This is a genomic window from Roseofilum acuticapitatum BLCC-M154 (genome assembly GCF_030068475.1).
Taxonomy (GTDB): domain Bacteria; phylum Cyanobacteriota; class Cyanobacteriia; order Cyanobacteriales; family Desertifilaceae; genus Roseofilum; species Roseofilum acuticapitatum.
This window is the reverse complement of the sequence record NZ_JAQOSP010000109.1, coordinates 13423-28263: the sequence shown is the minus strand read 5'-3', so window position 1 is coordinate 28263 and position 14841 is coordinate 13423. Positions and strand designations below refer to the sequence as shown.

Sequence of the window (14841 nt, the reverse complement as noted above, 5' to 3'; positions counted from 1 at the left end):
CTTATTCTTGTTTTCTGGGTTGACTTAGCCGATCTTAATATAACACTAAATTTAAGTTTTTAGTGATTAATTCAAAATCAAAATTATCAACCAAGTTATTCAAGTATTCTGCTATATTTGAATGATCTTCGGAAATTTCTTCAATCAATTCTAAAATTATTTCAGCATCAGCTTCTAGCGCCGCTTGGTAAAGACTTTCTAACCAAGGTTGGGGCATCAGATCCCATTTGATGGAAGTCTGAGTGGCCGATTCATCAGAGTTTGAAACCGATAATGGGGAGGTACGATCAACATAATCACAGACATAGGCCACACCTAGATGTTGGGTAATTTTTTCAAATAATTCTTGATCTTGAAAAGGTTTACTGAGAAAATCATCGCATCCTACGGCAAAGACTTGTTCCCGTTCTTCAGCAAAAGCACTGGCAGTTAGGGCAATAATCCGGGTCGATTGTCCTTGAGTAAGAGATTTAATATACTGAGTTGCTTGTAGTCCATCCATTACAGGCATCCGAATATCCATCCAGATGAGATGGGGATTCCAGGTCTCCCAAACAGAAATCGCCTCTTGTCCATTGCTGGCTAGTTGTACTTCAAAACCTACACTTTTTAATAAAGACTCTAAGAGGAGCCGATTATCTAAGGAGTCATCCACCACTAAAATACGGTAGCTCGGTTGATGGGGGGCTAAATGAATCACTCGACTGGAAGTTCTGAGGCTATGGGGTTGATTTAAAATCGGTTTGAGGAGTAAATCAAAGGTAAATTGAGTGCCGAAACCAACTTGAGAGAAAACCTGAATATCTCCTCCCATCAATTGTACAAATTGACGACTAATGGGTAATCCCAATCCGGTTCCTTGTTGAGATTGTCGGCCGACTGCGGTTTGTACAAAGGGTTCAAATAGGCTATCTAGGTCTTCTTCAGCAATTCCCGGGCCGGTATCACTCACGTCAAAGCTGAGTCTTAAGCGGGAGTTTTCTGGTAAGGGAACTGCTGAAACTGATAATTTTACGCCTCCCTGTTGGGTAAACTTAATGGCATTACCCAACAGATTTAACAAAATTTGACGCAGTTTGCTTTCATCCCCCTCTACATATTCTGGGACTTCAGAAGAGCAAACTAAGGCCAAGGTTAACCCTTTACTTTCCGCTTTAATTTGTAGCATTTCTTTGAGGGTATCTAACAACGTCCATAAATTAAATTGACTTTCGTTTAGGGTGATTTTACCAGCTTCAATTTTTGACATTTCTAGAATATCATTAATTAAGGACAATAAATGTTCTCCACTCCGATTAATGATCCGCAATTGCTGGCGATGAACAGAGTCTAAGTTAGGACTGCGGTCAATCAATTGAGTAAATCCCAAGATGGCATTTAATGGGGTTCTTAACTCGTGGCTCATATTCGCCAAAAAGTTACTTTTGGCTTGGTTGGCAGATTCGGCAGTTTCTTTGGCGTGGATTAAGGCAATTTCTGCTTGTTTGCGATCGGTAATATCCGCTATCATCGAAGCATAACCGATGACATTATTTTGGCGATCCATGAGGACAGTATTGTACCATTCACAGACAATTTTTTCCCCTGAGCGCCTTACATTATCACAAATAGCATAGGTGGTATCTTCTTCTGCTTCTAAGGCTTGCATTAAATTATAGGCTTGAGTTTTTTTAGATTCTGTAAATAAAATCTCAAAGCTATGGGGAGAGGACAAAACGTCTAAGCGACGATAGTCAAAAATACGTTCGGCAGCTTTATTCCATTCTACAATTTGCCAATCAACTGACCATTCAATTACCCCTAAAGGGGTTTGATCGACTAAAAATTCTAAGCGTTGCTGAGATTCTCGGAGCTTTTCTTCAGATTCTTTGCGTTCTGTAATATCGGTGTATGAGCCAATAATTCTGATTTCTTCTCCTTGACGATCGTACAGGATCTGACCCCGATCTAAAATCCATTTATAACTTCCATCTTTACAGCGCATCCGATATTCAATGGTAAATAGGGGGTTGTCTTCCTTGGGCTGATAATGAAGATTAGTAAACATGACTTGTTCAAAGTCATCAGGATGTAAACGAGTCATCCATTCGCTAGGATGATCGCTAATTTCTGATTCAGAAAAACCCAACATTTCTTTCCAGCGTGCGGAATAAAAGATGGTATTTTTTTCTAAATCCCAATCATAGATACCATCATTGTTACTTTTGAGAGCGAGTTGCCAGCGTTTTTCGCTCTTTTTCAAAGCTTCTTCTGCACTAATGCGATCTGTGATGTCAGACTGAAGCATAACATAATGGGTTAATTTTCCCATGGGATCTCGTAAGGGATATAGGGATAAATGACTCCAAAATATTTGGTTATTTTTACGATAACTTGGACAAGTAAACTGAAAACTATTTCCTTGAGCGATCTGTTTTTTTATGGTGTTATATTCTGTTTTCTGCAATCTGTTCTCATACAGAAACAAAAGAGGGTTTTCGAGTACCTCTTCTGAGAAATATCCACTAATTTTTTCAAAGGCAGGATTGACATAAATAATGGGTAGATCCTGTCTTTGGGCATCACTAATTAAAATACCATTATCAGAAACTTCTACGGATCTTTTCAGGAGTCTTAGCTGTTCTTCGCTTTGTTGCTTTTCTGTAATATTACGAGCCACAAAAATGACTTTCTTTTCGGGCATTGGAGATAGGGTGGCAGCAAATCCTAAAGTTTGTTTATTTAGGATTAACTGATATTCAAAATTGAGGCTTTTTTTCTGGTTAGCAACGGTTTGTAAGTGTTGCATGAGTTCTGAACGATAGTCTCCATAAATGATCTGATTAATGGTTTCTCCAATGAGATCGGTATTGTTTTGATAATATAGGGCGGGACAAGTGGGAGAAACTTTTATTACTTCTGAGTCACGATCCATAACTAGGACAATTTCAGTCATGGCGGCAAAAACCGATCGCAGTTCAGCTTCGGAACTATGTAACTTTTGTTCTAAGAGCTTGCGATCGCTAATATCTTGGATCGTACTGAGAAAGTAAGCTGGCTCTCCAGATAAATCACGCACTAAGGATATCGTAATATTGACCCAATTTTGAACCCCCGATTGGCTACAATAGTTATTTTCAATACTAATAAAGGGTAATGTACCACTTAACAGTCGGTCTAAATAGCGTCGAGTTACGGCTTCATAGTTATGATGGTCTGAACTCTGGAGGTTCTGAGGAACCATGAGTTTAAAAAAAGAGTGATGAATCAGGTCTGAACTGCAATACCCCACTAAATCACAAAATGTCTGATTGACTTCAATAAAGTGTCCCTGTAAGTCAATATGAGCCATCCCAATGACGGCTTGGCTAAAGGTTTGATCGAAAGCTGTCTGGGAAGAGAAAGAGGAATGAGGTAATCTGGGTTCAGCTCGTTTACTCAGATTTTGTAATAGAGTTGACAGACGAGCGAGACCGATTAATTTACGACTTGGAGTAACTAAAGGCAGGTGGGTAAGTTGGTGTTGCTGGAAGTATGCAATTAGGGTTGAGAGATAATCTTGAGTGCTGAAAGTTTCTCCATCAGCAATTTCTAGCGTTATGCCTTCGGGTTCCATCAGTTGCTCAACGGTAATCTTTTCAGCACTCTCTGGGGCAATGAGGTAAGGTAGACAACGAGACAAATGCAACAGGCCGACTAAGCGCTGGTCTTGGACGACTAAAGCTAAGGAGGGCGGATTGGGTACAGGTTGACACTGCTGATAGAGTTGCCAATGGGCGATCGCCTCTGACAATAGCATCTGAGGCTCTAGGGTTAGAGGATGAAAATCAATCCACTCATCCTCTGTAAGAGTCGCTATTTGGGAATTAGACGGGTGCATAATAGCCAGAGAGTCGAGGGCTTACGCCATATTTACTATTCAAAATGAATCCTGTAGAATTGGCATTTTTGTCAATTGGGCGCTTGTTTTCTGTTATATCAAATTTAAATCGGTTTTCCTAACCGAGTTAATTTAAGTAAATTTGGGTACTTTTCAGAACTTCATAATCCGTTCAAAAGCAGGTGAAGTTAGTCATATAGGTTACATTCTGAATCTATTCAGATACCCCAATCAAGGTAAAAGCTGCCCAATTACGGGGTTCAGGAAACTTCTGTTGGGTGAGTAACATGGCTTCACGTAGGGCACTGGCCTTATCTTCTCCTTGCTGCATTTGTTGATAAAAGTTAGTCATCACCATTACAGTGGGCTGATCGGGAATTGCCCATAGGGAGACTAATACCCCTTCTGCTCCCGCACTGACAAAGGCCCGTGAGAGTCCAATGACCCCATCACCGTTAATGGTTCCCCGTCCGGTGTCACAAGCGCTCAGTACGGCTAATTCGGCTTTCAGGGAGAGTTGAGCAATTTCTTTGGCAGTCAGAAAACCGCGATCGCCAGTCGTTGGAGCTAAAGCTAAGGAACTCAAAAGCCCTCCCATATCATTGAGGAGTCCATGGGTAGCCAGATGGATCGTAGTGCTAGATTGCATTTGAGAGACAACTGCCCCTTTGGTTGCGCGATCGCCAATTAAGGGTTCTGTATTCAATAAAGTGGCGATCGCCTCCGCTTCCCGTTCTGCACCTGGTAAATCCTCCAATTGCACCGTAATTTTACCCCCTTCTAACTCAATCTCTGGCATGGTGGGATTCCCCACCACTAAAGCCGGTTTTGTATCAGAGCGTCGATCTTCATTCCGATATCTATTTTTACGAGTTAAATCTAACACCTGAATCGAAGGGGAAGTCATCAACGTATGCTTTTCTACCAAGTAAGTTCCCTGTTGATCTTGGAGAGCAGGAAAGGGAACTAACAATAGAGAATCTTGAGGAATAAACGTCACGCGCTGCTGCGGATCTTGGGGGAGTAAATCAGCAATAGGTTTAATCAAATACTCATGCAGTTCTTTCAAAGGCTCCCCTGGAGGTAGTCGGCGACGAGAAGCCCCCGTCAAAGTAATAAAAACCCGCGCTTTTTGCACCAACTCATCTAAATTTAAATTCAGAGGAATCTGGCGAAACTCAATTTTTCCTTGGGGAGAAATCACCCAAACATATAACTCAGTAGCTATTCTTTCTAGCGGATCGGATGTTAACCATTCTCCAGGGCCCTGTTGATAAAAACGACCATATTCATATTGAACCGTATAAGTGACCAATGTTGTATTTTCCCGTTGGGCAATTTGCTTAATCTGCTCGATATTGGGCGGTTCAGCAGTCGCGATCGAATTGGGATCGGTTCCTAATTTACTCACTAATAAATCAACCAAAGCTCTAGCGCGACCAGCCTCGGATAATTCTAGCGCTTCCAGAGGTTTCTTTTCTAGAATCGCAATTTGCTGCAACAGGCGATAAATATCTGTCGATTGATCGTAAGTAAATATCTTAATTTCATCTTCAGATAAATTCGTAAAATTCAGAGTAGACAAAATTGAGTTACGCTGGGCATCATATCCTTGCATGGCTTGATAAAATCTTGCTTTGGCTGCTTCAAACTCTTCAGTTTGCAACAGTAAAAAGCCCAACATTTCTTGACCCAAGGCTTGAGAAGAAAAACGAGCAAACTCTAGAGCATCCCCAGCGATTTGGTTTTCTTGCTGTTGTTGTTTAAATCCATTATCTAGAATCTCTAAGGCTTGAGTTTGTAGTTGAATGGCCCGTTCTATATCTCCTGACCAATAGTAGATTTTACCCAGATCTTGTAGCGCAAAAGATTCTAAGGCAAAATCATTATTTTTCCGAATCAGAGTTAAGCGCTTTTGCTGCAAAGATAGAGCGCGATCGTAATTTCCTTGTAGAGTATAATACTCACTCAACGCTTTTAAGGCTTGATCGACTTGGAAATCATTCCCTGTTATCTCTCCAACAGCTAAAAGTTCCTCAAACGTTTGTAGAGCTTTTTCTGGTTCTCTAGTGCGACTATAACTAATTCCTAGGTGAACCAAAACCCCCCCTTTAAGCATTACATTTTGTATGGATTCTGCCAAAGCCAAAGCTTGCTCTTGTACCTGAACCGCCTGGCTATAATCGCGATTAGCAAAGTATGCTAATCCTAAATTATTGAGTCCTTCAATTTCTTCTTCTTTTGTGCCTATCATTCGCACGATGTCTACATATTCTTGACGCAATAAAATAACTTTTTCATAATCGATTTTTTGCATATAAGCCAAGCTCAAATATTTGAGGATGACCTTGCGAGTTGAAGGGGTAGAAGCCCCTTGTAACTGGGATTCTAAAAAACCGATGCCATAGATGTCTCCCAGCTTACTATGAATGGTCGCTAAATTCCAGAGAATACTTCCTTGAATGTCTTCATCTCCCAATTGCTGTGCTAATTTAAGGGCCTGTTTATAGAGGGCGATCGCTTGCTCAAATTCACCAAAATATTGATGGGCGACGGCAGCTTTATTGAGTACACCCAATTGAAAGAGAGGATCGCCGAGTTGCTGGGCTTGCTCCAACTCCTGGGGATAGGTTTGTAAAATGTTTTCATAAACGGGACGCAACTGTTCCGTAGGATTTGCCCAACTCACGGAAGGCAGAAAAATTAGAGCATTGAAAAACAAAATGTATAGGATAGATTTTTGCATAAATAAAAGGTTAAGATGAGTCAATTTTTTCTCAAATTTATCTTAATCTGAGTTAGAATACACAAAATGTTGTTGTATTCATCCATCATAGACCAATGACCAATCGTTTGGCTCAATCCAAAAGTCTCTACCTCCGCAAACATGCTGAAAATCCCATCGACTGGTGGCCCTGGTGTGATGAAGCACTGCAAACAGCGAAAGAGGACAATAAACCGATTTTTCTGTCGATTGGCTATTCAAGCTGTCATTGGTGTACGGTGATGGAAGGGGAAGCCTTTAGTAATGCAGAAATTGCTGCCTATATGAATGCTAATTTTCTGCCCATTAAAGTCGATCGAGAAGAGCGCCCCGATGTGGATAGCATTTACATGCAAGCGTTGCAAATGATGACGGGACAGGGGGGATGGCCCCTAAATATTGTCCTGACTCCTGGCGATCGCATTCCCTTTTATGGCGGAACCTATTTTCCCGTAGAACCCCGCTATGGTCGGCCCGGATTTTTACAAGTATTGCAGGCTTTGCGAACCTTCTACGATCGCGAAAGGGAAAAATTAGCCAGTCGCAAACAGGCGATCGCCGAAGCCCTGCACCAAGCAGCCACCATTCCCGCAAGCGGAGAATTAGGCGAAGATCTCTTACAACAAGGACTCTCCACCAGCCTCAGTATCCTCAGATCGCGGGATATGGGCCCCAATTTTCCCATGATTCCCTACGCCGAAACCGCCCTCAGAGCCACCCGTTTTGCCCGGACGACTCCCCCCCAAGATAGCCTAGAAACTTGCGCTCAGAGGGGCTATGACCTAGTGCTGGGGGGCATTTTCGACCATGTAGCCGGAGGTTTCCACCGTTACACCGTTGATGGCACTTGGACGGTTCCCCACTTTGAAAAAATGCTCTATGACAATGGTCAGATTATGGAATATCTGGCACACCTGTGGGACGCAGGAATACAGGATGGGGCGATCCAAAGGGCGATCGCCTCCACCGTCACCTGGTTAAAGCGAGAAATGACCAACCCCCAAGGCTACTTTTGGGCCGCCCAAGATGCCGATAACTTCACCTCATCCACCGCCCTAGAACCCGAAGAAGGAGACTTTTACACCTGGGAATATAGCACATTAGAAAGCCAGTTAACTCCAGAAGAACTTGCCGAACTTAAACAACACTTTGACATTAGCCAAACCGGAAACTTTGAAGGCAAAATCGTCCTACAGCGCACCCAAAAAGGCTCCCTTTCAGACACCCTAGAAACCGCCCTTAGCAAACTCTTTACCCTGCGCTATGGAAGCGATCTCAACACCCTAGAAACCTTTCCCCCCGCCCGCAATAACCAAGAAGCCAAAACCCAAACTTGGCCCGGACGCATTCCCCCCGTAACCGACACCAAAATGATCCTCTCCTGGAACAGTTTAATATTATCCGGGTTAGCCGCAGCCGCCAAAGTTTGGCAACGTCCCGATTATCTCGACTTAGCCATTCAAGGAGCCAACTTTCTCCTCAAAAATCAATGGGTGAATGGTCGTTGTCATCGCCTCAACTATGAAGGTATCCCCGATATTTTAGCCCAATCCGAAGATTATGCCCTATTGATTAAAGCCCTCTTAGACATTCAGCAAGCCAGTCTATGGTGTTCTTCAAGTGGAGAAATTCCCAATCTACAAGCCAAAATTATCGAAATTCAAGCCGAATTTGATGACCTACTCTGGAGTGTAGAATTAGGCGGGTATTATAATAGCGTCAAAACTGACGATCTCATTATCCAAGAACGCAGTTATATGGATAATGCCACCCCCGCAGCCAATGGCATCGCCATTGCTAATTTAGTGCGCCTCTTCCTCTTAACCGAAAACTTAGATTATTTCGATCGCGCCGAACAAGGCTTACTCGCCTTTAGCACCATTTTAGCCAAATCTCCCCAAGCTTGTCCCAGTTTATTTGCTGCCCTAGACTGGTATCGCAATTGTACCCTAGTGCGGATAGTCGAAGACCAACTAGAGCAGCTCAGGGGCTTCTATTTACCAACCGTAATGATTCAAAAAGTACAGTCCTTACCCGAAGGCGCGATCGCCTTTGTTTGTCAAGGACTCTCCTGTAAAAAACCAGCAACCTCCCTAGAGGAATTGCACAGTCAGTTAAGGCAATGTCAAACCCGATCTTAATCCCAAAAGTAGGGTGGGCACTGCCCACCCAAACCATCAACTAAACCTCAATCAATCATCAAAAAAAATACCATGACTAATTCTCGTAACCCTGTCGTTTTAATTCATGGCATTTTTCGCAAAGCCTATGTGTTTAACCGCATGGTAAAATACCTCAAAGAGCGCGGATGGGACGTGCATCGATTTGATGTCGTTCCCAATACCTCAATTGTCGGATTAGATCGACTTGCCCAACAAATTAAAACCTATGTCGATCAAACCTTTGCCCCAGATCAACCCATTGATTTAATCGGCTTGAGTATGGGTGGCTTAGTCAGTCGATACTATGTGCAGCGCTTGGGAGGACTAGAAAAAATTCAACGGTTTATTACCATTGCTTCCCCCCACCATGGAACCTACATGGCTTACTTACTCCCCTTTATTGGCTGTGTACAAATGCGTCCAGGAAGTCAGTTTTTAGCCGATTTGAATCAAGATGTGCAGCCCTTAGAGCAAGTCAACTTTAGTTCTCTCTGGACTCCCTACGATTTTGTCATTGTGCCAGCACAAAGCTCTATAATGCCCGTAGGAAAAAATGTTAAACTCTCTGTCTTTCCCCATGCGATGATGGTACGTAGCAACAGCACCTTAATTACGGTAGAAAAAGCCCTAATGGATCAACTTTAGCTATTACTATATAATACAGAAAAAGAGGTTATTGACCAATGGATAGGCTAACACTTTATCGTCAATGGATTGAGGAATTACTTAATAAAAGAGCTAGAAGATCGCCAAACGATCCGATTCAAAGCCATGTCATCATCGATCGCGAAAATGACCACTATCAACTGGTAAACTTGGGATGGAAAAACCCTAGTACCCGCATCTATGGCTGTGCCATTCATGTGGATATTATTGACGGTAAGATTTGGGTACAACATGATGGCACTGAAGATGCCATAGCCGAACAATTGGTTGAAAAAGGGGTTCCCCCAAAAGAAATTGTTCTCGCTTATCATGCCCCCCATGTTCGTCAATATACTGAGTTTGCAGTTAATTAAACAGGGGAATCAGCGATTAATCATGCCAGCTAAAGACTTCTACCACGATCGCGTAAAAACTGCCCTGATCAAGGACGGCTGGGAGATCACTAACGATCCCTTACGTCTAAAATGGGGTATTCGAGAACTTTTTGTTGATTTAGGAGTGAAAAAATTAATTGCTGCTCGCAAAGCCCAACAAAAAATTGCTGTCGAAATTAAAGGATTTACGAACCCTTCAGCGATCGCTGATTTAGAACAAGCTTTAGGACAATACTTGATTTATCGGGCTGTTCTAGAAGAAGCTTATAACGATTTTAGCTTATATTTGGCAATTCGTCAAACAACGTACCGGGCGATTTTCTCTGAACCCATAGGCGAATTAATCGTCCAAAAATATAAGGTAAAATTATTGGTTTTTGATGATAGAAATGAGGAAATTAGACAATGGATAACCTAGCTCAATATCGAGATATTATTCAATCCACTCTGCTTGAATATACTAAAATACCCTACGCTTATGGAGATTTGCAATGTCGCTTAATTATCAGCGAAGATCGCAATGATTTTTTGTTAATCACTCTCGGATGGGAAGATAATATTCAAGTTCATGGATGTTTAGTTCATCTGCAAATTATTGGAGATAAAATCTGGATTTATCGGGATGGTATAGAAGATGGAATTGCGAATGATTTATTGAGCGCCGGAATTCGTAAAGAAAAGATTGTTCTAGGATTTCATCCCCCGGAAGTTCGTCAATATACTGAGTTTGCAGTTAATTAGAGAAACATGAAAATTTTATTGGTAGAAGACGATCATCGCATTGCCGAAGCCTTAGCGGAAGCCTTAACCGATCGCCATTATACCGTCGATATTGCCGAAGATGGGGAACTCGGTTGGGCATTTATAGAATCAGCCGCGTATAATCTGATTCTGTTAGATGTAATGCTCCCCAAACTTGATGGCATTCAATTGTGTCAGCGACTGCGACAAAAGGGCTATACCATTCCCGTACTCATGCTCACCGCTAGAGATACTAGCACCGATAAAGTGATGGGTTTGGATGCGGGAGCCGATGATTATGTGGTGAAACCCTTTGATTTACCCGAACTGATGGCGCGGGTGAGGGCACTTTTGCGCCGCAATCCTGATATCTTACCACCAATTCTGGAATGGGGAGAACTGCAACTTGACCCCAATACCTGTAATGTGGAATATGCAGGAGAAGTGCTGCAACTTACGCCGAAAGAGTATAGTTTATTAGAATTATTTCTTCGCAGCCATGGTCGGTGTTTAAGTCGGAGTATGATTTTAGATCAAGTCTGGTGTTTTGAAGCACAACCAGGGGAAGAAACGGTAAAAGTGCATTTACGCTCTTTGCGGCAAAAATTAAAGGCTGCGGGAGCGCCTGCGAATTATATTGAAACGGTTTATGGCTTGGGATACCGACTCAATCAAAATATCTAAGCGTCCGTTTAATCGTTTGCGCTGGCGGTTGTTGCTCTCCTATTTGGGGGTGATGATGGCAATTTTGGCGAGTTCAACTCTGGCGGTTTATGAGTTTTTTGCGAATAGTTTATATGCCCAATTGGATCATCAGTTGTTGACGTTGGCAGATGCTGGGGTGCATGGTTTAGAGGCGGTGAAAGAACGATACGAGGAGGAGGAGGATGATGATGATGATGATTATGATGATTATGATGATTATGAGGCGATCGCCCCTCGCTTAGATAATGATGGGGATCTTGATATTCCTTGGCAAAACTTTCGCCAACCCGCTCAAGGCATTGAATGGTTTGATGAACGGGGGAATCTCTTGGCGAAACAAGGGCGCATTTTTCCTCCTATACCCCTGGTTCTGCGGAGTTCTAATGAGGGTTCTGGACATACCGTTAGGGGGGGAATTCGTACCCTGACTTGGGTGGCTCATGAGCAGGATGAGGAGGATCTCGACATTGAAGGCTATGTGCGCGTCAGTCAGTCTACAGAAGCAGTGGAGGAAGTGCTGGTAAAGTTGCGTTGGGGGATGCTCTTAGGGGGGGCGATCGCCGCCAGCTTAACGGCAGTCGGAGGCATCTGGTTAACCGATCGCTCCCTCAAACCCATTGAAGCCAGCTTTAACCAACTCAAACAGTTTACCGCCGATGCTTCCCATGAATTGCGATCGCCCCTAACTGCCATCAAAACCTCCGTCGATGTCATGCTCTCCCATCCAGAGCGCATCCATCCCGCCGATGTCAAGAAATTTGAGGCGATCGCCAGCGCTCTCAAGCAAATGACACGGCTCGTCGAAGATCTCCTCATCCTCGCTCGCACCGATAAAAGCAGCCATCCCAGTCAATGGGTAAACCTGCCCCTCGAAGAACTCTTAGAAGACTTAATCGACTTATGGCTACCCCAAGCCGAAGCCAAAGACATTATCCTCCGAGCCGATGAGATCGCCCCAGTCACCATCCAAGCAGATCCCTTTTTATTACAGCGCCTATTTGCCAATCTCCTCGAAAACGCCCTCAACTACACCCCCCCAGGCGGAAAAATCACCCTTTCCCTAGAGCAACAAGAAGACTGGATTACAGTTTCCATCCAAGATACCGGCATCGGTATTGCCCCCGAACACTTGCCCCTCATCTTCGATCGCCTCTGGAGAGCCGACAAAGCCCGCACCCGTCGCGCAGGCGGTTCCGGCTTAGGCTTGGCGATCGCCAAAAGTATCGCCGAACACCATCAAGGACACATTCTCGTCACCAGTCAACTCAACCTAGGCAGTTGTTTCCAAGTCCTTCTGCCCATTAATTTCTAACCCTTTCCGAGTTTTTTACTTTTCATCCCTAAAGTGAACAATACAGCAGTTTTCACTCTTTCGAGGGACATTTTGATCCCCCCAACCCCCCTTAAAAAAGGGGGGCAGTAAAAGTCCTCCTTTTTAATGAAAAAAGGGGGGGCAGTAAAAGTCCCTCTTTTTAATAAAAAAAGGGGGGCAGTAAAAGTCCCCCTTTTTAAGGGGGATTTAGGGGGATCTTTAAACCTTGAGCCAACTGCTAATAAGTCAAATATTAGAGGACGAAACCCCATGAATCAGCGCACCTTTCGCAAAATTCATCGTCAAGTTGCCCCCATCTTATTCTTACCCCTCATGATTTCCGCCTTAAGCGGCATCGGCTACCGCCTAGGAAAAAGTTGGTTTGGCATGTCTGGAGAAGCTGCCGATATTTTCATGATCTTCCATCAAGGGGAATATCTCGGCGACGCACTCAAACCCATCTATGTCTTGCTTCTAGGCATCGGTTTAATCGGCATGATTGTCACCGGCGTAACCATGAGTCGATTTTGGCAACCTTCCAACCCCAAAGCCTCCAGTTCCCTACCCGCCTTTCGGCAAATCCACCGCAAATTTGCGCCCATCATCTTTCTACCCTTAGCCCTCAGTTCCTTTACAGGCATCTTCTATCGTATCGGCAAAAGCTGGTTCGGTATGTCTTCGGAGCAAGCCGAAATTTTTATGGACATTCACCAAGGTGAATATTTTGGCGACTTCGGTAAACCCATTTATGTGCTTTTAGTCGGGTTAGGATTAATTGCCATGTTAGCCACAGGCATTAAGATGACCGGCATTTTTCGCCAACGTCGCCCCCAAGAGTAGCTCAAGTTTCCCCTTTTTTATCCCCTGGCTAAAATTCACCCATTTTTCCTCTATACCGTTTTACGATCCACCTAGGCTAAAATCGGAACATCCGCCTTTAGATCGCGGTTGTATACAAGAAATAGGGTTCATTCATAGAGGTTAGCTGCCATGGCGCAGGATAGAAGAGCCAGATCCAGAAAATCAGGTAATCCTCCATCTCAGAGTATCTTAAGGCAACGGCTTAACGATAGCTCATGGACAAGGTTTCTCAGTGAACTCTTAGGCAATAGCGGGCATTTTCTGATCGTTAAAATCTTAACCGATATCATTTTAGATGGCTGGTTAGAGTTTATTAACGACCCGACTGAATATATCCTAATTGCCGCCATGTTCGTACAAACTTGGTATTTATCTCGACCCAAAGCCCATCGGTTTTGGGGCAATATTTTGGGCGTTTCCATTTACACCATCATTGATGTCCCCGCAGACGGTTTAGGCTTTTTTCGAGATTATCTTCACATCATTTTTTGGTCTTTTTCCTTAATTATTGCCACCTTACAACACCTGCGTTTTCAGGAGAATAAAAATTTAGAAACCTGGATTATTCCCTTAGAAAGCTTAGTGCGTAGTGGCATGGTGGTAGCTTTCTATGTGGCGGTGGAAGTTAAATCCTATGAACTTCCTCTGTATTGGGACTTAACCTCTAATTTTTGGCAAGAAAGCTCCCATCTTTTCTTGGTCGTCAGTATGCTATTGGTGGGGATGCTTTTAGGCTTGCAATCTTTACAAATTACCAAACAACGAGAAGAACTGCAAGAGACCGCCAAACTTTTAGGGAATATGGCAGAATGGGGCATGGGCGCTCATGTGGTGGAAACGGCTCTGAGTAATCCAGAGGCTTTAGCGTTTCAAAAGTGCGATCGCACGATTATCTTTATGGATATTCGTGGCTTTACCCATTGGTGCGAAACTACCTCACCGGATTTAGTCGCCGCCGTTCTCAATCAATATTATACCCAAGTTGAACCGGCTGCCTCTCGCTATCAACCCCTGAGAATCACCTTTACAGCCGATGAAGTGATGGCCATTTATGCCACCCCAGAACAAGGCATCGCCGCCGCCAAAGCCATGCAAAAAGCCGCCTTAACCGTCCTCACTCCCTATAAGATTGGTGCAGGTTGTGCCGTCCATTGCGGTCAAGTTACCGAAGGCTTATTTGGGAGTAAAGATGTACGCACTTATACTGTTATTGGAGATGTTGTTAATACTGCCAAACGACTAGAAAGCGCCACCCCAGCCGGAGAAATCACCCTTTCTGATGCCGTCTATCATGCCATGAGCCAAGACTTAAAAGTACAACCCTGTGAACCCATTAGCGCCAAAGGGAAATCGGAGAAACTCATCGCTTGGCGATTAGGATAGTGCCTTGACTGTGC

11 protein-coding genes are annotated in these 14841 nt (G+C 43.6%); 9 read left to right on the top strand and 2 right to left on the bottom strand.

The features are described from left to right. Positions 1-34: 34 nt before the first annotated feature. Both PMG71_RS17335 and PMG71_RS17330 read right to left on the bottom strand, forming a co-directional pair. Positions 35-3859: a PAS domain S-box protein gene (locus tag PMG71_RS17335; protein ID WP_283754967.1), complete on the bottom strand. Its 3825-nt coding sequence runs from the start codon at positions 3857-3859 to the stop codon at positions 35-37. 214 nt (positions 3860-4073) lie between these two features. Beyond that, entirely contained in the window at positions 4074-6605 is a 2532-nt protein-coding gene (locus PMG71_RS17330; protein ID WP_283754966.1) for a CHAT domain-containing protein, read from the bottom strand. 95 nt (positions 6606-6700) lie between these two features. Between PMG71_RS17330 and PMG71_RS17325 the strand changes: the two genes are divergently transcribed. From PMG71_RS17325 to PMG71_RS17285, 9 genes are all read left to right on the top strand, one after another. Then, complete coding sequence (locus PMG71_RS17325) at positions 6701-8764, top strand: thioredoxin domain-containing protein (RefSeq protein WP_283754965.1); 2064 nt, start codon at positions 6701-6703, stop codon at positions 8762-8764. Positions 8765-8836: 72 nt separating this feature from the next. Continuing rightward, positions 8837-9430 carry a lipase family alpha/beta hydrolase gene (locus tag PMG71_RS17320; RefSeq protein ID WP_283754964.1) on the top strand — a complete coding sequence of 198 codons (594 nt, stop codon included), beginning with the start codon at positions 8837-8839 and terminating at the stop codon, positions 9428-9430. A 38-nt stretch (positions 9431-9468) separates the two neighbouring features. Next, on the top strand, positions 9469-9804 hold the full coding sequence (locus PMG71_RS17315) for a XisI protein (RefSeq protein WP_283754963.1): 336 nt from the start codon (positions 9469-9471) through the stop codon (positions 9802-9804). Continuing rightward, positions 9770-10243: a XisH family protein gene (locus tag PMG71_RS17310; protein WP_283754962.1), complete on the top strand. Its 474-nt coding sequence runs from the start codon at positions 9770-9772 to the stop codon at positions 10241-10243. The genes PMG71_RS17315 and PMG71_RS17310 overlap by 35 nt, the downstream gene beginning before the upstream one ends. Next, positions 10231-10566: a XisI protein gene (locus PMG71_RS17305; protein WP_283754961.1), complete on the top strand. Its 336-nt coding sequence runs from the start codon at positions 10231-10233 to the stop codon at positions 10564-10566. The genes PMG71_RS17310 and PMG71_RS17305 overlap by 13 nt, the downstream gene beginning before the upstream one ends. Positions 10567-10572: 6 nt before the next feature. Next, positions 10573-11250 carry a response regulator transcription factor gene (locus tag PMG71_RS17300; RefSeq protein WP_283754960.1) on the top strand — a complete coding sequence of 226 codons (678 nt, stop codon included), beginning with the start codon at positions 10573-10575 and terminating at the stop codon, positions 11248-11250. Then, positions 11216-12583 carry a sensor histidine kinase gene (locus tag PMG71_RS17295; RefSeq protein WP_283754959.1) on the top strand — a complete coding sequence of 456 codons (1368 nt, stop codon included), beginning with the start codon at positions 11216-11218 and terminating at the stop codon, positions 12581-12583. The genes PMG71_RS17300 and PMG71_RS17295 overlap by 35 nt, the downstream gene beginning before the upstream one ends. 270 nt (positions 12584-12853) lie before the next feature. Further along, complete coding sequence (locus tag PMG71_RS17290) at positions 12854-13423, top strand: hypothetical protein (RefSeq protein WP_283754958.1); 570 nt, start codon at positions 12854-12856, stop codon at positions 13421-13423. Between the two features lie 150 nt (positions 13424-13573). Continuing rightward, positions 13574-14827, top strand: a complete 1254-nt coding sequence (locus PMG71_RS17285; protein ID WP_283754957.1) for an adenylate/guanylate cyclase domain-containing protein — start codon at positions 13574-13576, stop codon at positions 14825-14827. The last annotated feature ends 14 nt before the right edge of the window (positions 14828-14841 follow it).

Coding starts and splice junctions, on each gene's coding strand:
- PMG71_RS17325 (WP_283754965.1), top strand. CDS start 6,701: ATGACCAATCGTTTGGCTCAATCCAAAAGTCTCTACCTCCGCAAACAT.
- PMG71_RS17335 (WP_283754967.1), bottom strand. CDS start 3,859: ATGCACCCGTCTAATTCCCAAATAGCGACTCTTACAGAGGATGAGTGG.
- PMG71_RS17315 (WP_283754963.1), top strand. CDS start 9,469: ATGGATAGGCTAACACTTTATCGTCAATGGATTGAGGAATTACTTAAT.
- PMG71_RS17285 (WP_283754957.1), top strand. CDS start 13,574: ATGGCGCAGGATAGAAGAGCCAGATCCAGAAAATCAGGTAATCCTCCA.
- PMG71_RS17300 (WP_283754960.1), top strand. CDS start 10,573: ATGAAAATTTTATTGGTAGAAGACGATCATCGCATTGCCGAAGCCTTA.
- PMG71_RS17320 (WP_283754964.1), top strand. CDS start 8,837: ATGACTAATTCTCGTAACCCTGTCGTTTTAATTCATGGCATTTTTCGC.
- PMG71_RS17290 (WP_283754958.1), top strand. CDS start 12,854: ATGAATCAGCGCACCTTTCGCAAAATTCATCGTCAAGTTGCCCCCATC.
- PMG71_RS17295 (WP_283754959.1), top strand. CDS start 11,216: ATGGCTTGGGATACCGACTCAATCAAAATATCTAAGCGTCCGTTTAAT.
- PMG71_RS17305 (WP_283754961.1), top strand. CDS start 10,231: ATGGATAACCTAGCTCAATATCGAGATATTATTCAATCCACTCTGCTT.
- PMG71_RS17330 (WP_283754966.1), bottom strand. CDS start 6,605: ATGCAAAAATCTATCCTATACATTTTGTTTTTCAATGCTCTAATTTTT.
- PMG71_RS17310 (WP_283754962.1), top strand. CDS start 9,770: ATGTTCGTCAATATACTGAGTTTGCAGTTAATTAAACAGGGGAATCAG.